Origin of the sequence: Rheinheimera sp., from assembly GCF_030824435.1 — a bacterium.
In the GTDB taxonomy this organism is placed as follows: Bacteria; Pseudomonadota; Gammaproteobacteria; order Enterobacterales; family Alteromonadaceae; genus Pararheinheimera.
The window spans coordinates 22410-44021 of the sequence record NZ_JAVBXS010000098.1 but is presented as its reverse complement, the minus strand read 5'-3'; the positions used below and the strand labels follow the sequence as shown (position 1 = coordinate 44021).

The following is a 21612-nucleotide window of genomic DNA, read 5'->3' as shown; positions in this document are numbered from 1 at the left end:
AATCGCCAAGGTCTAAAGGAAATCAACTCAGCGTGTATAAAGTTAACGAAATTTTTGAAACTATTCAGGGTGAAGGCAACTACACCGGCACACCGTCCATTTTTTTGCGTTTGCAGGGTTGTCCTGTCGGCTGCTCCTGGTGTGATACCAAACACACCTGGGAAATACAGCCTGAATTGTTAATCCAGCTGGGTGATACCACAGCCAAAAAAGCCGATTCTGATCATTGGGCAAGTAGTGATGCAGCAGGTATTCTGGCTTTGTTTGTTGAGCGTGGTTATCGCGCCCGTCACGTGGTGATCACGGGCGGTGAACCTTGTATGTATGACTTAAACCCGCTTTGTGAGTTATTACATCAACATGGGTTCAGCACTCAGATTGAAACTTCAGGTACTTTTGAAATTCTGGCGCCCAAAGACACCTGGGTAACGGTATCGCCTAAAGTGAATATGAAAGGTGGTTATCCGGTATTAACCAGTTGCCTCGAGCGTGCCAATGAAATTAAACACCCTGTGGCGATGGAAAAACATGTGGAAGAATTAAAAGAGTTATTACAAACATTTGATACCACAGGTAAATATATCTATTTGCAGCCGATAAGCCAAAAAGCCAAAGCCACCAAACTGGCCATTGAAGCTTGTATGGCGAATAACTGGCGTTTAAGTGTGCAGGTGCACAAGTACCTTGGTATTAACTAACATTTGTTTTATTGAGCCGGGTTGTCAGTGTTGGTTATTTAACCTGCACTGCTAGCGGGCTCTGCGTCAGCTGCCAACCAGTGTTGTAATGCATCCAGTGTGGGCTCAGCGCCATCAGCCGCCATCAACTGATATTTCAACGGTGGTTGCATATTCAGAATTTCCAGCCAACGTTGCGCCAGCCAGTTGCTGTTTTGCCATTGTGGTGTGGGGTACAACAAACTGAGCGCCGGGTTTTGTTGAAACACAGTGCAAAGTTCATCGCGGATCTGCTGATGAGCAGCAAGATAAGGCAGTTGTGGCCAGGCCGGTAAAATCCGTGCCTTTGCTACATGCAGGCCGTCTTCTTCCTGCCAGCGTTGTTCAATCAATACCCGTTCAGTACCTTCAATGGTAATGCCCAGCAAACCATCTTCAAGCTGACTAAAATCCGTCACCCGCACCAGAGTCGCCACTTTAAAAATCCTATCCTGATGTTGCTGCGCCACATAAGGATTCAATAAGGCGCTGGCAAAAGCACGTTTACCGGCGCAGGCTTCTTTCACCAGACGGATATAACGTGGTTCAAACACACGCAGTTGCATTTGCCCTTCTGGCAATACCACCTGACTTAATGGGAATAAGGCTATTTCAGACCACATATTTTCTTCACCTTGTTATCGCTGTAAAAGATTACGTGGCAACGGCCATTTCGGATTGAAAACTACTGTCAGCACAGACAATTTTTGCTATGGTTAACTTTGAGTTTTAGCCATTACAAGGGCTGTCGTTGTAGGCACTAATGATCCGGCCTGCTGTCAGGATCTTGATGTCAGGGGTAAAAAGCACTTGATGAAATCAAAGCGGATACAGATGGCACTGTGGGGTATGGCCTTATTGGCTGCAACCCCACAGGTACAGAGCAACGAAATTAAAGCAGTGGTCAGCGACACTAATGCTGTTCCTTATGCCATGTTTTCCCAGGATGGCAGCCTGAGCGGCGGTATCAGTAAACAACTTATTGATGAAATAGGCAAAATAACCACTTTACCTGTGGTTTATCTACCACTGGCACGCGCCAGAGTCGAAAGTTGGATAGCCACAGGTAAAGCAGATTTAGGCTGTTTTATCAGTCCGGAATGGGTGAGTAAACCCAAAGAACTTGAGTGGGTCGGGCCTTTGTTTTATTCCGCACAATATATAGTCCGGCGCAGCGACAGCAAACCCAACCGTCAGCTCAGTGACTTATTTCACAAACGTATTGGCACTATCCGTGGTTTTGTTTATCCGGAGCTGGAACAGGCTTTTGCTGAAGAATTATTAGTGCGGGATGACGCCCATTCGCTGGAAAGTAATCTGACAAGACTGGCACAAGGGCGGTTAGATGCCGTGATGACGGTCGATTTATCATACGGTTATGTGATGACCCGCCAGAAGTTTGATACCAGCCTGACTTATGATCCGCTCTGGACAAAAGCGCCGGCTGTCTATTGTGCGCTCAGCCCCAAGTCCAGTCATTTGGCGGCCATCAAACAAGCTTTTGATGAAGTGCAACAACAGCAGTTTGTTGAGAAGATTATCCGGCCCTATCTGCCTGAACATAATTCAGGTTAACAGGGCCATTTTTAGCAGATTTAGCTGTTATTGCCGCACCGGATCATCTTTGAGTTTTGGGATCTTTAAACCCAGCTCCTGACCACGATACTTAGCATAATAGGTACAGCCGGCAAACATCAGGCAGCTGGCAGCTAATTCAACCAGCGCCAGATATAAGGTGGTGCCACTGCTGATCCACAAATGTGTCAGACTGTGCACAAAATAAATCATCACAATAAAGTTGGCCCAGGCAAAGGTATAAGCTTTACCACGTAAAATGCCCATCAGCGGTAACCACAAAGGTCCCCACAATAAAGCCAATAAAACTCTTGGGCTGCCCATTTTTGGCGGATCCAGCCACAACACCCACAGCGGGATAAGCAAAAATAACAGCAAAAAGCCAACTTGCCCCAAACGCAGATACAGTCGGGTGCGGCTGGCAAGCGGAATATGTGAAGCAATAAACCAGGTCATTGTAATTTTCCGGCAACTAGGGCTAAACGTTTACCAAACTGAACAGCCAATTGCTGTTCGTGGGCAGTCAGAACACTACTGTGTTCAGGTCCTGTTACATGGCTTGGGCCATAAGGGGTGCCACCACTTTGGGTCTGATGCAACGCCGGTTGATCATAAGGCGCGCCAACCAGCAGCATGCCATGGTGTAACAGCGGCAGCATCATACCCAGTAAGGTGGCTTCATTACCACCATGCATTGAAGAAGAAGAGGTAAAAACCCCGGCTGGTTTGTCAATGAGTGCACCTTTTAACCAAAGTGCACTGGTGTTGTCCCAAAATGCTTTCATCTCTGCACTCATCACACCAAAACGCACCGGACTGCCAATAGCCAGCGCATCTGCTTTCAGTAGTTCTTCCTGAGTGAACACCGGATGTTGTGGCGTTGTGCTTTGAACTGCAGTAAGCGCAGGTACAGTGCGCAGTAATGCCGTGGCGCCGACAGCTTCAACGCCAACGGCAATTTTTTCGGCCAGCGCCGCCACAGAGCCATGGCGGGAGTGGTACAACACTAAAACAGTCACCGGCATTAAAACAGTTCCAGTAATCGACTGGCTGGACGGGCAATCACGGCTTTATCACCATGCACCACCACGGGGCGTTCAATCAGCTTAGGCTGGGTCAACATGGCCTGAATAATCACATCATCAGGCAAAGTTGTGTTGTCCAGTCCCATGTTTTTATATTCTTCTTCTTTGTCGCGCAGCAGTTCACGCGGCGATAATTGCAGTTGTTGTAATAAAGTACGCAGGGCAGCTTCGTCCAGCGGTTCGCTCAGGTAATTTACCACCAAAAAAGGGCGGCCCAGCTGCTCCAGTAACGACAGTACTTCGCGGCTTTTAGAGCAGCGGTTGTTATGATAAATGGTCAGCATGGGCGTTTCCTCAGTTTAGTTTTTTCAGTCGGCTAAATTCAGTGTGCAGGGCTTTTTTCTTCGCTTCCAGCCGGCGGTTTTCCAGCTGATGTTCCGGCCCCAGCTGATTCAGCGCCATATTAATATCGTCAATAGCTTTGGGGTAATTGGCCAGCTGATAATATAAATCAGAACGGGCTTCGTAATAACGCGCCATGTCGCCTAAGCCTTTGTAGGCGTCAGTCAGCATGTCATAAGCCAAAAAGGTGTCGTTTTTGTAATACAACAGGTTTTTCAGCAGATGTAATGCCAGCCGGTGTGATTTACCCTGCATAGCTGCATTGGCGTAATTGAGAGTGATCACCTGATTATTGGGCCTGAGCAGATATTGTTGTTCCAGCATTTCCAGCGCCTGATTTACCCTGTTGGTGCTCAGATATACATCGGTCATGGCGTCTAAATAAAACAGGTTTTTATCGTCGTTTGTTCTGAGTTTGGTTAATAGCTGTTCGGCGCCCTGATAATCTTTGCTGTCGAATAATGCCAAAGCCAGACCATATTGATTGGCTCTGGTATTGCCCCCGGGTTGTGACAGCTTTTTCTGAAAATGGGCTATAGCAGCGGCGTTGTCCAGCTGATATCTGGCCCAGATCCTGGCTTTGATATGGGCAAAATCGGCGCTGTCCGGCACAAATTTTTGTTCAAACTGTTGTGCTCTGACTCTGGAGTCGCTAATCCTGGATCTTGACAGCGGATGGGTATATAAAAATGCCAGTTGGGTATTGGCAAAACGGGTTTTTTCATTAAGTTTATTAAAAAATTCCGGCATGGCATAAGGGTCAAAACCGGCACTGGCCAAAAGCTGAATACCAATACGGTCGGCTTCCTGTTCATTGCTGCGGGTAAAGTTGATCGCAGATTGTTGTGCCACACCCTGAGATGCCATTAATCCTGCCATACCAGCTTCCGGATTTACCGCCGCCAGCAAAATAGAGCCCAGTATTGAGGCCATAGTCAGAGGCGCAGATTGTGAACGGGCTTCGACCGAGCGGGCAATATGACGCTGGGTGACGTGCACAATTTCATGCGACATCACTGATGCAAATTCGCTTTCGGTTTCTGCCACTGCCAAAGTACCGGTGTTGGCAACTATATGGCCACCCAAAGTAGCAAAAGCATTGATATTACGGTCATTTACCCAATAAAACTGAAATGGAAACCGCACACCTTCGGCCTTGGCAATCAGATTCTGGCCAAGATTATTCAGATATTCGTCCAATAAGGGATCATTCACCATTGGCAGACTGGCGCGGGTCTGGCGCATCATTACATCACCAATTTGTTTTTCTTTTTCCGGTGTTAAAGTCGAAAAGGCATTACTGCCAAGATCAGGCAACTGATTATTGTTGGCCAGTGCCGAAAAACTTAACAGGGCTGACAGGCTGATAACCTGAAACCAGGGAGAGTTTACAACCAAAAACTTCATGGATTTTTGCGCTCTGATGATCCGGCATTAAAAGCCGATAACTTTACTGCATCTATCACCGCATCAGCTACCGCTTTTTTGCCGGTATCATTGCGGCTGGATACGCCTTTCACCTTAATCCGCCAGGCTTATGCCGGGTTCTACCTGCGCATGGTAACGCCAATTTAGCGGCAGCTTTGCTGGATATGACTGCAGGCCTGCTTCATGTTGCCTTGGATCTGATCACAATTTCAAGCAGATCCAACAGAAGAGGCACAGTAACCTGACCCGCCTTGTACCTGATGTCTGGTAGAGTTTATGTCTTGTGGTTGGCGCGAAAGGTTTTCCTCTTTGGCACAGCAGAACGCATGAAGTTCAAACCGGCACAACGCAAATAGCAGTATTAAGGTGTGATCAGGCCGTATTTTAGCCAAAGTTTTTGCAAAATTCCTTTTTTTTCCAGTAGTTGCAACTGTGCTTCTATTTGGGGCACCAAGGCAAAATGCGGGGAATTGCGGGCAAACGCCAGATAACCATCAATGCTTTGGTGATGCAAATAAGGCTGGCGGTGTAAATCAGACAACTGCAAGCCTGCGTCATGTAATGAACCCAAAGCGGTTTTTTCCACAGTGATGGCATAGTCCACCCGTCCCATCGCCACCATTTCCAGCGCTACACTTTCAGAATTGACTTTGACCCTGGTAAAGTTTTCCGCTTTGTCAAAAGCATCAAAATAAACAGCGTCCCGCATCACTGCGACACTATGGCCTTTTAAATCAGCAAGTTGGGTTAGTTTTAATGGGGTGCCCTGACGGCTGTAAAATACAAAAGCCGAATGAAACTGCATCATAGGTGGCGATAAAAAGTATAAAAACTGTTGTCGTTTTTTGTTGTTAATTAAGCCTGCCACTATATCCAGTTCACCCTGAGCTGCCATTTTCAGGCAGCGTGGAAAAGGGCAGGGAACCACTTCAAGTTGAAAACCCAGCGACTCTGCCACAGGGGTTAACAAGTCCAGAGATAAACCCTGAGGTTCACTGACATTTTCGGTGTGGTAATAAGGTGGCGAGTGATACATACCCAGCCGGAGCACTTTGCCGGTATTGGCCTGTGCCGCTGGCAGAGCGCAAAAAACTATGCTTAAAAACCATATTAAACTTTGTCTGAACTGCATTACAAAGCTCCGGGCTGAAATCCAAAGCCGTCCTTGTGCGGGGTGTTCCAAATAAAGATGTTTCCGCTGTTATCAAGGGCGGATTGCACCTATCTGCCGCAGCAAAGATGCAAGGGCTGAACCCAGTATAACGGGTACAGCTAATCTAGCCTAGTCCAGTAGCAGTTGTACACGAAAACCCAGTTGAAATTGTCTGGGTGTGCCTGGTTCAAAACTGCGGCCATTAGCCTGATTGACCACAACGGCACCGGCGTAATCGGCGTCGGTCAGATTATCAACAGCCAGCCACCAGCTCCAATGACTTTGTTGCCAATCAGCTTGCCAACTGCTTTTTATATCCAGTAGCGTGCTGCTGTCAGCGGCCATGCTGTTGATATCGTCAGTCCACAATCTGCTGCGATAACTGATATTGCTGCCTAACAACCAGGATTGATCAAAAAACGGGTCATAACTCAGCCCGAGCCGATGTTGCACCCTGGCGACCCCAGGCAGATTTTTCCCTGCTGTGCTGTCGGCGGCAAAACTGGCATCCAACAAAGTACTGCTCCATTGCAGTTGCAGTTGTTCAGTCACAGGGTGCAACAGCAGTAACTCAGCGCCTGTTCTTTGTGTTTGTGCCGCATTGCGGTAACTGGTGCGACCGCCGACTGATTGGGCAATCACCAGTTCGTCACGGCTTTGAATATAAAACCAGTCTATTGATGCTTGTGTTTGTTGTTGTTGCCACTTCAGCCCCATATCGAGCTGGCGGTTACGGGTAGGTTTCAGTGCCAGATTTAAACCATTGCCGTTGACCTGATAAGCCATTTCGCTCAGGGTGGGGGTTTCAAAACCACGACCGGCACTGAAGTAAAAATGCAGTTGCTCACTCACGGGATAAGAGGCACCCATAGCCACAGCAGCCAGTTGTTGTGAACTTTGACCGCTATCGTCGGGGTTAGCGGCCTGAATAAAATAATCTTCCACAGCAAAACGAATACGGCTTAACCTGCTGCCAAGATGCAGTCGCCACAGCGCATCAGTCTGGTATTCAGTTTGCCAGGCTATTTCGCTATTGCTGACTTTGCCACTTTCATCACGGCGCAAATCCCCGGCCACACCACGCTGATTGACATAACCACGGCGCTGGTCAGTATTTTCTTCTAACTGCAGTGCCAGCTGATGTTGCCACTGGCCAAACTGCAGCTGTTGTTGCGCCTTGAGGCCTCTGAAATGCCGTGTCAGTGCCACTACACCACCGGCGGCACCAGGTGCATCACCACTAAATGCCAGAAACTGCGTGATGTCTCTTTCACCCTGCCATGCTGCGAACTGCCAGTCGTTATCTTCAGGTGTCAGTTGCAGACTAAGCTGGCGCTGGGCACTGCTTTTTCGGCTGTTAAATAAGCTGGCGACTGCAGCTGTTTGCTGTGGATTGGTAGAAAATTCGGTTTTGGTTAACCCCAGAGGATCCTGCAGCAACGGGTCGTCGCTCCAGTCATAACGCCAATTTAGCCTGACCTCGTCAAATTGATAACTGCTGCGAAGTGCAGCCTGGCGTTTTTCGGCACTGTTATGCACCCGATAGCCCTGATGATCCAGTTTTTTCAGGTAAAGTTCGGTTTGGCCATCACCCAGCTGCAGGCTGTGCTGGCGATAATCGGCACTTTGTTGATGTTGCAGCGAGGCACCTTGCAGCGTGGTTTTACTGTGTAAAGTTAATACGCCGCCAGCGGCATTGCCATACAAGGCGGCAAAAGGGCCACGTAATACTTCGACTGAACTTAATTGCTCAAAAGGAATACTGGACGGTTGGCTTTGACCGTCGCTGGTTGACCAGGGAATACCATCAAACAACACTTCGATGCCCCTGACACCAAAACTACTGCGACTGCCAAAACCGCGCAGGCTAATACGGCTATCCTGAGCAAAGTTGGCGCGTTGGTCAGCCTGCAGGCCAGGCATATTACGCAATAAAGCGGCGATATCCAAAGCCGGATCTTCATCAAGTTGCAAGCGGCTGACAGCGGCCACCGAACTTAACCAGGGTCTGGCTTGTTGTTGCACGCTTACCACTAGCCGTTCCAGTTGTTGCGCTTCTTCTGCCGCTTTGTCGTTTTGCTGAACGGCTGCCTGATTTTGTGCCAGTGTCACAGGTGCAAACAAGGTGCAGCAAAAAACTGACAACGACAACAAAGGCAAAGCTTGGGCTGGGTGCATCAATATTATCCTACGTAAATAAAGGCCAAAGTCCTCAGTCACGGCAGCGGCGAGCGTCCGTCCTGGCTTAAACAGGGCATGATCAGGCGTTAGATAAAAATAAGCCGGTGCAGGCACCGGCATCATGGACTTGCGGGCCTTAGTCGGCCGGTGTCAGTCTTAAAATGGCGCCATTATCTTCGTCGGTTAATAAATAAACGCTGCCATCTGGTGCCACTTCCACATCGCGCACTCTGCTGCCAATCCGGATACGTTCTTCATGTGCCACTTTATCATTTTTAATTTCAAGCCTGACCAACTGACCAAACTTTAACGAACCCACCAGCAGGTTATGTTGCCATTTACCAAACATTTTTTGTTGATAAAAGGTCATGCCGCTTGGTGCTATGGAAGGCACCCAATAGTGCAGTGGTTGTTCCAGGCCATCCGCTTTGGTATTGCCAATAACACCACCACCGTATTCTTCACCATAAGTGATCAGCGGCCAGCCATAGTTTTTGGCCGCCAGGGTGATATTAATTTCATCGCCGCCTTGTGGACCATGTTCATGGGTCCAGAGCCGACCCTGAGCGTCCAAAGTTGCGCCCTGAATATTACGATGGCCATTGGACCAGACTTCCGCTTTGGCCGATTTATCTGCAATAAAAGGGTTACCCTCAGCAGCTGTGCCATCCGGCATCACCCGGACCACTTTGCCGATATGGGTTGACAGTGGCTGCACGTCTTCACGGCGGCTGCCTCTGTCACCCAAAGTGATAAAAAGTGCACCATTGGCTTCTTGCACCAAGCGGCCGCCAAAATGGTATTTGCTGTTAAATTTAGGCTGCTGGCTAAACAGCACTTTGCTGTCGGTCAGGCTGTTGCCCACCAGTTTGGCGCTCAGCACTGCAGTGCTATTGCTGTCATCTTTACCAGGCTCAGAAAAACTTAAATACAGGGTCTGGTTGTTGGCAAAATCTTTATCAAGCAGCACATCGAGTAAACCACCCTGGCCGCCAACAGCCAGCTTGGGTAAACCTGTGACAGGTTCGCCCGCTTTGCCGTTTGTCACTATGCGAAGTTTGCCGTCACGTTCTGTTACCAGCAGCCTGCCGTCGGGTAAAAATGCCATGCCCCAGGGATGGGATAACCCTTCAGTGATGGTTTCAATCTTCAGTTTGTGTTGTTGTGTCGCTAAAAAAGCCGGTTCGGCGGCAGTGGCAGCCATGGTGGTCAACAGTAGCACCAGCGGTAAAGTCTGAATTGTTGTCATCTATTATTCTCCATGCCTTAACAGGCCTTCGTCCTGCAATGCTTGTCTGACAGCAGGGCGTTTGGCAATGCGATCCAGATAAGCCTGAAGTTGTGGGTAAGGGGTTAAATCAAATTTTACAAAACGTGACCAAAGCGCAACGTTAAACAGGTAAGCATCGGCCAGAGTAAATTGGTCGCCGGTTAAAAAAGAGCTGCCAGCCAGCAGCTGTTCAACTGTAGTAAAACGAAGTTGCAGTTTTTTCACTGCCGCTTGTTTGCCTGAATCGGTTGCGGTTGGGTCAAACAGCGGCGAAAAATTTTTATGTAGTTCAGTGGCAATAAAATTCAGCAGGCTTTGTTGTTTATAACGGGCAAAACTGCCATTGGCTGGCGCCAGATTGCTGGCCGGTGATTGGTCGGCAATATATTGCAAAATAGCAGGGCATTCGGTCAGTACTTCGCCGTTTTTTAACTGTAATGCAGGTACATAACCAAGTGGGTTGATGTCATTAAAATTGCCGCCATCCGGCAACAACTTGGTTTTTAAATCCACTTTCACCGGGGTGAATTTTAAACCAGCTTCCAACAAGCTAATGTGCGCTGAGAGAGAGCTGGCTGCGGGTGCATAATACAATTTCATAACAGAATGCTCCTGGCAGTTTTAACCGCTTTATGGCAGAGACTTTAGCACCACTTCATGGTGATTGCTGGTTTTAAAGTCCTGATAAACCTGCTGAATCATGCCATCTTGCCCAATTAAAAAACTGGTGCGATGAATACCATCGTAGACCTTGCCCATAAACTTTTTTTCGCCCCATACACCAAAAGCTGCGGCAGTCTGATGTTCCGGGTCTGACAGCAGAGTAAAATTCAGCGCATCACGCTGTACAAATTTAGCCAGACTTTTTACCGGATCCGTACTGATACCAACCACCTGAACCCCTTTTTTGGCAAATTCGGCCTGGCTGTCTCTTAAATTACAGGCCTGCACTGTGCAGCCCGGTGTCATAGCTTTAGGATAAAAATACAGCAGCACAGCGCCTGATTTTAATAATTGGGTCAGTTCCACTGTATTGCCGTTTTGATCCTGCAGTGCAAATTCAGGGGCTTTTTGACCCACAGTCAGCATATTCATATTGATTCCTTTGATAAAAAAAACCGGCGCAAAACAAAGTCATGGCCGGTTTGATGTTAATAAAAACGAAATTTGCCAGTTAACTCTGCATGTCAAAACTGCCGGTTAATGACAGTTCGCTGAGTTTCTGCAGCACCAAAGTTCGCAAAGTGGCCGCATCAATACTACCCGGTAGCTGTACCGTCATCTGAGTATCAGTTTGAGCAATGCCGTTCACCTGATGGGTTTCCGAGCGCAAAGCACCAATGTACACCTGATGGTCAGCCAGCAAACTGGATATAGCCCCCAAAGTGCCCACTTTATCTGGTCCGGTGTAACACAGCAGATAAGGCGCCGACAACGGTGGCGGTTTGTGGGCGGATGTACGTTTGGTCATCGTCAACAGATCAAGTTCAACACCTGAACTTGGTAATAAATATTCAATTTTGCTGATGGCAGCAGCGTCGCCTGACAACAACATAATAAACGTAAATTCATTGCCAAAAATCGCCATTCTGCTGTCGACGATATTACAGTTGCAGTCACTGACCAGCCGGGATAATTGACTGACAATACCGGTACGGTCGGCGCCTATTGCAGTCACCACCAGTTGTTGAGCCATCTTTACAAGCGACCTTGAACGGAAAAGGGGCGCCGAGTTTAACATAGTTCGGTGAAAATTCATCAGCAGGCTCAGCAGTTGCTTGTGTTTGTATGGCCGCGTCATTACCATAGGCAGCCTGAAAATTACGGAGCAGTAGCCATGTTCAGAGGAAGTTACGTCGCCCTTATTACCCCGATGACAGAAACAGGTCAGGTGGATTACGCCAGCCTGCGTCAACTGGTGGACTACCAGTTGCAAAACGGTACCGATGGTTTGGTGATCATGGGTACTACGGGTGAAGCGGCCACTATTCCTTTTGCTGAACAGCTGGAAGTATTACAGGCTGTGATTGAACAAGTGGCGGGGCGTTGTCAGATTTTGGCAGGTAACGGTTCTAATTCTACTGCTGAGGCTGTGGCTAAAACTGAAGCGTTGAATGCGTTTGCCATTGATGGTTTTTTAACTGTGACGCCTTATTACAACAAACCAACACAACAAGGTATGGTGGCGCATTTTAAAGCTGTGGCAGCTGCGGCAAATAAACCTGTGCTGCTTTACAACGTGCCTGGCCGCACTGGTGTCGATTTACAGGCTGCTACAGTTGCCGAGCTTAGCCGCGTGAACAATATCGTTGGTATCAAAGAAGCCACAGGATCAATGGAACGCCTGGCACAACTCAAAGCAAGTTGCAGTGCAGATTTTGATTTACTCAGTGGTGATGACGCCAGCGCCAAAGACTTTATTTTACAAGGTGGCCATGGGGTGATTTCAGTCACCACCAATGTGGCGCCTGCCGGCATGACTGCCATGATAGCTGCAGCCCGCAAGGGGGATGCTGAAAAAGCAGAAGCTGTTGATGCCAGTCTGCAAGCACTGCACCGCGATTTATTTATTGAAAGTAATCCGATTCCAACCAAATGGGCGCTGAAACGTATGGGGCTGATTCTTTCTGATTTTGCCCGTTTACCGTTAACCCGGCTGGAACCAATTCATCATGTTGTAATCGAACAAGCGCTACAACAAGCCAAAATTAATCTTTAGGAGTTTTTAGGTGCATTATTGGATCCCCGGCACTGTATTTGCCACCCTGCTGTTATCTGGCTGTTCATTATGGACTGCACCCGAAACCACAACGGCTCAAACCAAATCAAATGTAAAAGAACTGGCTGTTCCTGTTGGTTTAAAAGCACCAAAAACACCGGCGCAATACGACATTCCGGCTAAAGTTGCCGCTGGTGTTCGTGGTGACGACATGGAGCTGCGTGCGCCTATGCAGGTGCTGGCTGTATCCACCAACGCCCGGGTGGAAGAAGACGACAAAGAAGTGCGGGTGTTTTTTGAACGCAATGAATTTACCGGCGACCTGATGCCGTTTTTGACCAGCAATATCACAGACTTTTTTGCTGAGCAGAAGATTGAATTAACCAAAACTTCAGCAACGAGCTGGCAGTCAGGCTGGGTCAGTGAATATGAAGAAACTGGTTGGTGGTGGTGGAAAAGCGAAAGTCTGACTCAGGAAAGCCGTTTTAATATCGAGTTTGAACCTCGTACCCATGGCCGCACTGTTGCAGTTAAAGTGCAGCTTGCCGGGCACAAATACGCCGATTCTGCAAAAACAATTACCCCTATTGCGCAGCGCCGGGAAGAAGTACATTTTTTAAATCGTATTATTGATAAAGTGGCCACTGTCGAGTTGGCACGTATTCAGGAAGCTAAAGCGAAGTTGCCGGATGTGTTGTTAACCCGGGCGACCAATGACAAAAACGAAGCTGTTTTGTTAACGACCCAATCGTTAGAGGTGGCCTGGACTCAGCTTGAATTGTTGTTTGAACACTTGTCATTACAAGTGAGTGACTTAAACCGCACTGATTATGTCTATTATGTGACCTTTACCAAGCCTGAAGCGGGTTTCTGGGATGCGTTATGGGGCAGTGAAGAGCAGCCGGTATTGCCGATTGCCGAAGGTGAATATCAGTTGGCGCTAAGCAAAACAGATAAAGGCACTGCCATTAAATGGCGTGACAAAAACGGCAATGCGCTGGATCAGGCGACGGTCGACGCTATTTACGAAGTGTTTGTCGCCACTATCCGCAAAACAAAAGTAGAGCTCTAAGCCAGGCTTTTGTTGTAAAGCACAATGGCGGTCAGGTTTGTACTGTCGCCCTGAGAATAAAGCCACCTGATGGTGGCTTTATTATTTGTCAGCCAGCCTGTCTTGTTCGTCAGCCTTATCAGCTGATGTTGTAAACTGTTGGCAAAATCTGCTGCTGATGGCCGCAACAAAGGGACACAGAGTGCATATTTGCATCTGAACCTTTGGGCTGGCAGAAAACAATGCTCATTCTGTTGTGGCTGATTGCAGTGCACCTTGGCTTGTTATTACACTGACACTCTTTTTATTGGCAATAGCTCACAGGAATTTTAAGTGTTAGAAATCCAGGACTATCTGAAAATTTTTATTGGTATTCTCGCCATTTTAAACCCCCTTGGTGCGCTGCCGATGTATTTATCCTTAACTCAACATCACAGCGCGCAAGATAAAAAATATGTGGCTATGACAGCAGCCAAAGGCGCCACTGTAATTTTGCTGGTGACCTTGTTTTTTGGCGAAATGATCCTGAATTTTTTTGGTATTTCGGTGAATTCGTTCCGGGTTGGCGGTGGTATTTTAATTTTATTAATGGCCATTTCGATGTTGCATGCCCAGACCAGCGGCGCCAAAAATACCGAAGCCGAACGTTTGGAAGCCACTAAAAGAGAATCTATTGCCATAGTGCCTTTGGCCATGCCGATGCTGGCCGGGCCCGGCGCCATCAGTTCTATCATTTTGTACGGCAACAGAGCAGAAGGCTGGCAACATTATTTAATTGTTTCAGCGGAAATTATTGTCGTTGGTATAATTCTGGCCATTCTGATGCGGTTATCAGGTAAAATAGCCGGCAAACTGGGTCAGACCGGCATGAATATTATCACCCGGGTGATGGGTTTGATTCTGGCCGCTATTTCAGTTGAATTTATCAGTCTGGGCCTGAAGGGCTTGTTCCCTGTGCTGGCGCGTTGAGGATTTTTTAATGCGATTTTTGTCTGCGTTTTTATTCAGCCTCTTTATCCTGTCTACATCAGCCAGCTTTGTGCTTGCTGCTGAACTGACTGATTTATATCAGGCAGAGGTGGATGCAAACCAAAGCCAGTCGGCCTGGCAACAGGCGGCTTTTGCCGCAGTGCTGTTAAAACTGACAGGTAGTGACGCCATTATGGCTAACAGTCAGGTGCAGGCTGAACTGAAACAAGCCGGCAATTATGTGAAACAATACCAGATGGTGCAGCGCGACGGCCGCAATCTGCTGGTGGTGAGTTTAGATCAACAAAAAATCACTGCTTTATTAGCGCAACAACAAGTACCGGTCTGGGGCAGCCGCCGCCCTGATGTGTTGGTATGGCTGACAGAAAAAACACTGGCTGAACCCAAATTTGTGTTGGAAAACCAACATCCGCTGCGCACAAACCTAATGCAACAAGCCAAAAAATACGGTTTAAGTTTTATTTATCCTTTGTATGACGTTGACGATTTAGCGCTGCTTAACGAAAGCAGTGTTTGGGCCGGCGACTGGGCAGCGCTAGGCACAGCCTCTATCCGCTATAAAGCGGAGCGGGTGCAAAATTTGCTGGTGGAACAATTACAGGATGCCACAGGTCAGCTGCAATACCGGCTGATTCGCCAGCAACAACAGGATGGTCAGCTGCAACAACAAGAATTTACCGCAGCCGATATTCCGTCTTTAATGGCGCAGTTTTCAGCGGCACTTGCCAGCGAACTATCGGCGCAGTATGCAGTGAATCTGCATCAGCAGAATACTGTAACTGCTGAAGGGCAATTGCAACTGACCATTGCCGGTGTAACCAGCCTGACCGATTTGGTACAGGTGCAGAAAATTTTTGCTTCTATGCTGACGGTGCGCCAGCATCAGTTAGTAAGTTTTAGCCAGCAACAGGCGGTGATAGCGCTGCAATTAACGGCCACTGAAGCCGATTTTTACCGTGCTTTAGCGCTGGAGAAAAAGTTACAACCCGAACAAGCGCCTGCTGCCATTCAACCCAACAATGAAGCCTTGCAGAGACCAGCCACTGAACCCGGCGCGGATGAAGCAGCCAACAATTCTGCCTCAACTTTAACAGCAGCAGAGCAGGCGATGGAGCAAGCGCTGGGTGCTGAAGAACCAACCGCGGCAACAACTGAATCTGTTGCTGAGCTGCAAATTCAGGAGCAGCAAACAAACAGTGGCACAGTTGCCAACTCCGGTACTACCACTGCCGTTATCAGCACTTTTTACCGGTATATCAAACCCTGATGTTACCTACCCAATTTACCCTGGCCGTGACTTTGCCGGACGATGAAACCTTGCAGAGCTTTTTTGGTGCTGATACAAGTCCGGCGGTGCAGTTTATCAGGCAATATCTGCAACCAGGGCCAGCCCAACTGCCGGTGTATTTGTTTGGCGCCAGCGGCAGTGGGAAATCGCATTTGTTGTACGCCGCTTGTGTACAAGCTCAGGAGCTTGGCCTTACCAGTCAGTTGCTGGCGCTGGATGATTTTCGCCAGTACAGCCCGAGGTTATTTGATGGTTTAGAGCAGCTTGATTTAGTCTGCCTTGATAATATTCAGGCCATTGCCGGTGACAGCCACTGGCAGGTGGCGCTGTTCGATTTATACAACCGCATGGTGGAGCAGGGTAAAAAGCTCATTATAGTAGCCGATGAAGCGCCAACTCAGTTAGGCATTAGTTTGCCCGACTTAGTGTCGCGCTTGCAGGCTTGTACCAGCTTTCAGCTGCGTTTATTAAGTGACGACGACAAACAAAAACTGTTGCAACAAAAAGCCAGGCTGCGGGGCATTGAATTGCCGGATGAAGTTGCGCGTTATTTGTTTAATCGCCAGCAACGGGATTTACGTGCTTTGGTTGATATTCTCGACAAACTCGACAAAGCCTCTATGGTGCACCAGCGCAAACTGACGATTCCTTTTGTCAAAGACGTGTTGTCTGAAACGGGTGACTAAACCGCTTGCACAGCCAGCTCTGATGCCACCTCCGATGTCGGTTTTGCTGGCTGCTCTGGTGTTTCAACCATGCGATTGGTCTATTTCCCTCCGCCTGCATGTTGCCATGCATTAAAAACCACATTTTCTGCCGAAAAAACCTCAGTATAAACAGCCCTTCATGGCACTTTCTGGTGTATTATTGCCGGTTTAATCAAGTCACCATAATCAGGCTGGTCTGAGGATAACGATGAACCTAACTGCCATATTAGAAAACGCCTTAGCTGCCGTAGCCGCAGCGGCCGATGTACAAGCACTGGAAGATGTGCGTGTTGAATTTTTCGGCAAAAAAGGCAGCATTACTGAACTGTTAAAATCGCTTGGCGCGATGGACGCTGAAACCCGCAAAGTTGCAGGTCAGCAAATTAACGATGTAAAACAGCAAGTTCAGGACGCGTTAAATGCCCGTCGTGACGGCATGCAACAAGCTGTGCTGGCGCAAAAGCTGGCCTCTGAGCAAATTGATATTTCTTTACCTGGCCGTACGCTGGAAGCAGGTGGTTTACACCCGGTCACCCGCACTATCCGCCGTATTGAAAGCTTTTTTGGTGAACTTGGTTTTGAAGTGAAACATGGTCCGGAAATCGAAGATGATTTCCATAACTTTGATGCACTGAATATTCCTGAGCATCACCCGGCTCGTGCTGATCACGATACTTTCTATTTTAATCCGAAGCTGATGCTGCGCACCCAAACCTCGGGCGTGCAAATCCGTACTATGGAAACTGAACAACCGCCTTTACGTATTATTTCGCCAGGCCGCGTTTACCGTAACGACTACGACCAAACCCACACCCCGATGTTCCATCAGGTGGAAGGTTTAATGGTGGACAAAAACGTCAGTTTCACTGAACTCAAAGGCATTTTGCACGATTTTCTGAATAACTATTTTGAAGAAGATTTGCAAATCCGTTTCCGTCCTTCGTTTTTCCCTTTTACCGAACCTTCAGCTGAAGTGGACGTGATGGGCAAAAACGGCAAATGGCTGGAAGTATTAGGTTGTGGCATGGTGCACCCAAATGTGCTGCGTTCAGTGGGTATTGACCCTGAAGTGTACAGCGGTTTTGCTTTTGGTATGGGTGTAGAACGTTTAACTATGCTGCGTTACGGCGTGACAGATTTACGATCATTTTTCGAGAACGACCTGCGTTTCTTGAAGCAATTTAAATAAGCGGGGAGTTTATTGATGAAATTCAGCGAATCCTGGTTACGTGAGTGGGTGAACCCACAATTATCAACCTTAGAACTTTCCGAACAAATTTCGATGGCCGGTCTTGAAGTGGACGGTATCGACGCCATTGCCGGCGAGTTCAGCGGTGTAGTGGTGGGCCATGTGGTTGAATGTGGCCGACATCCGGAAGCCGACAAATTACAAGTGACCAAAATAGACATTGGAAGCGGCGAATTGCTGGACATTGTTTGTGGTGCTGCCAACTGCCGTCAGGGCCTGAAAGTTGCCGTTGCTACTGTGGGCGCTGTATTGCCTGGCGATTTTAAAATTAAAGCCGCCAAATTACGTGGGCAGCCGTCAAACGGTATGCTCTGTTCTTTGTCTGAACTTGGCATGGCCGAAAGTTCTGACGGTATTATTGAGCTGCCGCTGGATGCGCCACTTGGCATGAATATCCGCGAATTTTTAAAGCTGGATGACAACGCTATTGAAGTGGATTTAACGCCAAACCGCGCTGACTGTTTAGGTTTAATGGGTCTGGCCCGTGAAGTGGGGGTGTTAAACCAGCTGGACGTCAAAGTGCCTGTGATAAACCCTGTTGCCGCCACTATCAATGACAAGCTAGCCATTGAGTTAGCAGCGCCAAAAGCTTGTCCTCGTTATTTAGGCCGGGTGATTAAAAACATCAACACGGGTGCAATAACACCACTTTGGATGGTAGAAAAGCTGCGCCGTAGTGGCATTCGTGCTATCGACCCTGTGGTTGATGTGACCAATTTTGTGCTGCTTGAGCTTGGTCATCCAATGCATGCTTTTGATTTAAATAAAATTGAAGGCGGCATTGTGGTGCGTCTGGCAAAGCCTGAAGAAAAGCTGGTGCTGCTGGATGAAAACGAAGTCAAACTGACGCCAGCCACTTTAGTCATTGCCGACGAGAACAAAGCTTTGGCCATGGCCGGTATTTTTGGTGGCCTACATAGTGGTGTTACCAAAGCGACCACCGATATATTCCTCGAAAGTGCGTTTTTCTCGCCAATTGAAATGGCAGGTAAAGCCCGTCAATACGGTTTACATACCGATGCTTCGCACCGTTACGAGCGTGGTGTAGATCCAGAGCTGCAACACAAAGCGATGGAGCGCGCAACACAGTTGCTGCTGGAGATTGTGGGTGGTGACGCTGGTCCTGTGGTGGAAGCCAAATCTGATGAACATTTGCCAAAACCTGCAAAAATCAGTCTGAGCAGAGCAAAACTAGACCGTATTCTGGGCATTTCAATTGCCACAGAGACAGTGACAGAAATTTTCCAACGTCTTGGTTTTGCAGTTGTTTTTGATAACAACAGCTGGCAGGTGACAGTTCCTACTTACCGTTTTGATATCAGCATCTCCGAAGATCTGATTGAAGAAGTGGCGCGGGTTTATGGTTACAACAACATCCCAAATGTTGCACCAGTGGCCAGCTTAAAAATGCGCGATCATTCTGAGGCCGAAATTTCAGTGCACAACCTGAAAGATGTGCTGGTCGTTCGCGGTTATCAGGAAGCTATTACCTATAGTTTTGTTGACCCTAAAGTACAACAGGCGTTGTTCCCTGGTGTTGAAGCTTTAGTGTTGCCAAACCCGATTTCTGCCGATATGTCGGCGATGCGGTTAAATCTGTGGCCAGGTTTATTGCAGGCTGTGCAATACAATCAAAATCGTCAGCAAAACCGCATTCGTTTGTTTGAATATGGCCTGAAGTTTATCCCTGATGCCAATGCCGAAGGTGGTGTACGTCAGGTGCCGGTGATTGGTGGTGTGATTGTTGGTAGTTTTGGCAATGAACACTGGACTATGGCGGAACGTGCTGTTGATTTTTATGACATCAAAGGTGATGTAGAAGCTTTGATTGCCATGACATCGGCAAGTCAGGAGTTTAGTTTTGCCAAAGGTGAACACAGCGCATTACATCCGGGTCAGACGGCCATCATTCGCCGTAATGGTCAGGCGGCCGGTTTTATTGGTGCTTTGCACCCTGAAGCTGAACGTAAACTGGGCATCAAAGGCAAAGCCTTTTTGTTTGAAGTGGAATTGGCAGCTTTTGGCTCAAAACACATTGTTTTAGCTCAGGAAGTGTCAAAATATCCGGCAAACCGTCGCGATTTGGCAATAGTTGTGAAATCTGATGTGCGTTTTTCAGATATCCTTGCTACTATTAGAAAAGTTGGCGGAAATCAACTAGTTGACCTAAAGTTGTTTGATGTGTATACAGGGCAGGGCATTGCAGAGGGCATGAAGTCTCTGGCAATAGCTTTAACCATGCAGGACAAGGCACGCACGCTGGAAGATAAAGACATCCAACAGGTGATTTCTTCGGTAGTGCAAGCACTTAGTGATGAGTTCAACGCAACGTTGAGGGATTGAGAATGGCGCTTACCAAAGCCGATTTAGCAGAACGTTTATTTACCAAATTTGGCATCAGCAAACGCGATGCCAAAATGATAGTCGAAGCTTTTTTTGAAGAAATCCGAGTGGCTTTGGAAGCTGGCGACCAGGTGAAGCTGTCGGGGTTTGGTAATTTTGACCTGCGAGTCAAAAATCAGCGCCCTGGCCGTAACCCAAAAACCGGTGAAGATATTCCAATTTCCGCCCGTTGTGTGGTGACTTTCCGCCCAGGCCAGAAGTTAAAAAGCCGGGTTGAAGTAGGTACCGCTAAAAAATAATCAGTGTTAATGCTGATGGCACTGCAGGCATGAATCAATAATGTCTGTAGGGTGAAAAAAGGAGCAAACCTCAGGGATGCTCCTTTTTTATTGGAGTTTAAGCTGGCCTTAGCCCCCGAATGACGTTTCCTCATTTCTCTGCGCAATGCAACCTGCTTTGTTGTTGCTGAAGCTTTCTTGCTGATTTTTGCCATAAATTTAAAATTACACTGATCCAATTCGATGGTTAAACTGTAAAGCATTGTATCCGCGACAGTAATTCAGAAATAACCATGACTATTCAAATTGGCATCAGCGCTTGTGTGATAGGCGAAAAAGTCCGTTATGACGGCGGTCATAAAAACTCGGCTTTTTGTAGTGATATTTTACGAAACTTTGTTTCTTATGTGCCTGTGTGTCCTGAGCTTGCGATTGGCATGGGCACACCAAGGCCAGCCATCCGGCTGATGAAAACCGATGTTGGCGACATCCGGCTGGTCAATAACAAAGACAGTAGCATTGATTTTACCGACAAAATGCTGGCTTTTACTGAAGCCAAACTGCCGTCTTTACATCAGTTGTCCGGTTATATTGTCTGCGCCAAATCACCCAGTTGCGGCATGGAACGTGTGCGTCTGGTCAATGAAAAAGGCGAGTTACAAGGCAAAATTGCCACCGGACTTTTTACCAGACAGTTGATGCAAACCTATCCATGGTTGCCGGTGGAGGAAGATGGCCGTTTATTGGATGAAGAGCTTAAAGAAAACTTTATCACCAGGGTTTATGCGATACATGCCTGGCAGCAGCAGATGAAAGATGGTTTTAGCATCGGCAAGCTGGTGGCTTTTCATAGCCAGTTTAAGTTTTTGATCATGGCGCATCATCCCACAGCTTATCGTGAACTGGGCCGTTTGGTGGCCAACGCAAAGTTATTTGCGCCTGAGGAGCTTGCGATGCGTTATCTGCTTGATTTCAGCCGTGCATTAAAACAACAGGCAACCCGCAAACAACAAGCCAATGTTCTGATGCACCTGCAAGGCTTTTTTAAACAAATGCTGTCGGCGGATGCCAAGCAAGAATTGTTGCAGCTTATTCACCAATACAGGGTAGGGCATGCCCCTTTGCTGGCACCTTTAACTTTATTAAAACACCATCTGCGGCAGCACCCACAAGCCTATGTGGCGGCTCAACGTTATCTGCAGCCTTTCCCGGCTGAACTTGGTTTGCGGGCGTAACG

General features: G+C 47.8%; 22 protein-coding genes. 11 read left to right on the top strand and 11 right to left on the bottom strand.

What is annotated here, in order from left to right:
- The first annotated feature begins 32 nt into the window (after positions 1-32).
- Positions 33-698, top strand: a complete 666-nt coding sequence (gene queE / locus RCH83_RS16340; RefSeq protein ID WP_306523852.1) for a 7-carboxy-7-deazaguanine synthase QueE — start codon at positions 33-35, stop codon at positions 696-698.
- Between the two features lie 38 nt (positions 699-736).
- On the opposite strand, the gene RCH83_RS16335 is transcribed toward queE, so the two are convergent.
- Positions 737-1339, bottom strand: a complete 603-nt coding sequence (locus RCH83_RS16335; RefSeq protein ID WP_306523851.1) for an LON peptidase substrate-binding domain-containing protein — start codon at positions 1337-1339, stop codon at positions 737-739.
- A gap of 211 nt (positions 1340-1550) precedes the next feature.
- Between RCH83_RS16335 and RCH83_RS16330 the strand changes: the two genes are divergently transcribed.
- Positions 1551-2291, top strand: a complete 741-nt coding sequence (locus RCH83_RS16330) for an ABC transporter substrate-binding protein (RefSeq protein ID WP_306523850.1) — start codon at positions 1551-1553, stop codon at positions 2289-2291.
- A 27-nt stretch (positions 2292-2318) separates the two neighbouring features.
- Here the strand turns inward: RCH83_RS16330 and RCH83_RS16325 are convergent, their stop codons facing one another.
- The 10 genes from RCH83_RS16325 to RCH83_RS16280 all read right to left on the bottom strand — a co-directional run bounded on the left by RCH83_RS16325 (position 2319) and on the right by RCH83_RS16280 (position 11446).
- A complete protein-coding gene (locus RCH83_RS16325; RefSeq protein WP_306523849.1) occupies positions 2319-2747 on the bottom strand; it encodes a DUF2069 domain-containing protein in 429 nt (142 codons plus the stop codon).
- Positions 2744-3316 (bottom strand): NAD(P)H:quinone oxidoreductase, encoded by a 573-nt coding sequence (gene wrbA / locus RCH83_RS16320; RefSeq protein ID WP_306523848.1) that lies wholly within the window; start codon positions 3314-3316, stop codon positions 2744-2746. Before wrbA ends, RCH83_RS16325 begins: the two co-directional genes overlap by 4 nt.
- Positions 3316-3660: an arsenate reductase (glutaredoxin) gene (gene arsC / locus RCH83_RS16315; protein WP_306523847.1), complete on the bottom strand. Its 345-nt coding sequence runs from the start codon at positions 3658-3660 to the stop codon at positions 3316-3318. The genes wrbA and arsC overlap by 1 nt, the downstream gene beginning before the upstream one ends.
- A gap of 10 nt (positions 3661-3670) precedes the next feature.
- Positions 3671-5125 carry a M48 family metalloprotease gene (locus RCH83_RS16310; RefSeq protein ID WP_306523846.1) on the bottom strand — a complete coding sequence of 485 codons (1455 nt, stop codon included), beginning with the start codon at positions 5123-5125 and terminating at the stop codon, positions 3671-3673.
- Between the two features lie 382 nt (positions 5126-5507).
- Positions 5508-6278, bottom strand: coding sequence for an ABC transporter substrate-binding protein (locus RCH83_RS16305; RefSeq protein WP_306523845.1), 771 nt, complete (start codon positions 6276-6278; stop codon positions 5508-5510).
- Positions 6279-6428: 150 nt separating this feature from the next.
- Positions 6429-8477: a TonB-dependent receptor gene (locus RCH83_RS16300; protein WP_306523844.1), complete on the bottom strand. Its 2049-nt coding sequence runs from the start codon at positions 8475-8477 to the stop codon at positions 6429-6431.
- Between the two features lie 139 nt (positions 8478-8616).
- Entirely contained in the window at positions 8617-9729 is a 1113-nt protein-coding gene (locus RCH83_RS16295; RefSeq protein WP_306523843.1) for a PQQ-dependent sugar dehydrogenase, read from the bottom strand.
- A 3-nt stretch (positions 9730-9732) separates the two neighbouring features.
- A complete protein-coding gene (gene gstA / locus RCH83_RS16290; protein ID WP_306523842.1) occupies positions 9733-10350 on the bottom strand; it encodes a glutathione transferase GstA in 618 nt (205 codons plus the stop codon).
- A gap of 30 nt (positions 10351-10380) precedes the next feature.
- The gene (bcp, locus tag RCH83_RS16285) at positions 10381-10845 is read right to left on the bottom strand and encodes a thioredoxin-dependent thiol peroxidase (RefSeq protein ID WP_306523841.1); all 465 of its coding nucleotides are present in this window, start codon (positions 10843-10845) and stop codon (positions 10381-10383) included.
- A gap of 79 nt (positions 10846-10924) precedes the next feature.
- Positions 10925-11446, bottom strand: a complete 522-nt coding sequence (locus tag RCH83_RS16280; RefSeq protein ID WP_306523840.1) for a glycine cleavage system protein R — start codon at positions 11444-11446, stop codon at positions 10925-10927.
- 141 nt (positions 11447-11587) lie between these two features.
- On the opposite strand from RCH83_RS16280, the gene dapA reads away from it, so the two are divergent.
- The 9 genes from dapA (at position 11588) to RCH83_RS16235 (ending at position 21610) form a co-directional block, all read left to right on the top strand.
- On the top strand, positions 11588-12469 hold the full coding sequence (gene dapA, locus RCH83_RS16275; protein ID WP_306523839.1) for a 4-hydroxy-tetrahydrodipicolinate synthase: 882 nt from the start codon (positions 11588-11590) through the stop codon (positions 12467-12469).
- Positions 12470-12479: 10 nt separating this feature from the next.
- A complete protein-coding gene (gene bamC / locus RCH83_RS16270; RefSeq protein ID WP_306523838.1) occupies positions 12480-13541 on the top strand; it encodes an outer membrane protein assembly factor BamC in 1062 nt (353 codons plus the stop codon).
- A gap of 312 nt (positions 13542-13853) precedes the next feature.
- A complete protein-coding gene (locus RCH83_RS16265; protein WP_306523837.1) occupies positions 13854-14489 on the top strand; it encodes a YchE family NAAT transporter in 636 nt (211 codons plus the stop codon).
- A 10-nt stretch (positions 14490-14499) separates the two neighbouring features.
- A complete protein-coding gene (locus RCH83_RS16260) occupies positions 14500-15777 on the top strand; it encodes a DUF2066 domain-containing protein (RefSeq protein WP_306523836.1) in 1278 nt (425 codons plus the stop codon).
- Positions 15777-16484: a DnaA inactivator Hda gene (gene hda / locus RCH83_RS16255; protein ID WP_306523835.1), complete on the top strand. Its 708-nt coding sequence runs from the start codon at positions 15777-15779 to the stop codon at positions 16482-16484. The genes RCH83_RS16260 and hda overlap by 1 nt, the downstream gene beginning before the upstream one ends.
- A 229-nt stretch (positions 16485-16713) precedes the next feature.
- Complete coding sequence (gene pheS, locus RCH83_RS16250) at positions 16714-17694, top strand: phenylalanine--tRNA ligase subunit alpha (RefSeq protein ID WP_306523834.1); 981 nt, start codon at positions 16714-16716, stop codon at positions 17692-17694.
- Positions 17695-17709: 15 nt separating this feature from the next.
- Positions 17710-20097 carry a phenylalanine--tRNA ligase subunit beta gene (pheT, locus tag RCH83_RS16245; protein WP_306523833.1) on the top strand — a complete coding sequence of 796 codons (2388 nt, stop codon included), beginning with the start codon at positions 17710-17712 and terminating at the stop codon, positions 20095-20097.
- Between the two features lie 2 nt (positions 20098-20099).
- Positions 20100-20396, top strand: coding sequence for an integration host factor subunit alpha (gene ihfA, locus RCH83_RS16240; protein WP_068063602.1), 297 nt, complete (start codon positions 20100-20102; stop codon positions 20394-20396).
- 272 nt (positions 20397-20668) lie between these two features.
- Positions 20669-21610, top strand: coding sequence for a DUF523 and DUF1722 domain-containing protein (locus RCH83_RS16235; protein WP_306523832.1), 942 nt, complete (start codon positions 20669-20671; stop codon positions 21608-21610).
- The last annotated feature ends 2 nt before the right edge of the window (positions 21611-21612 follow it).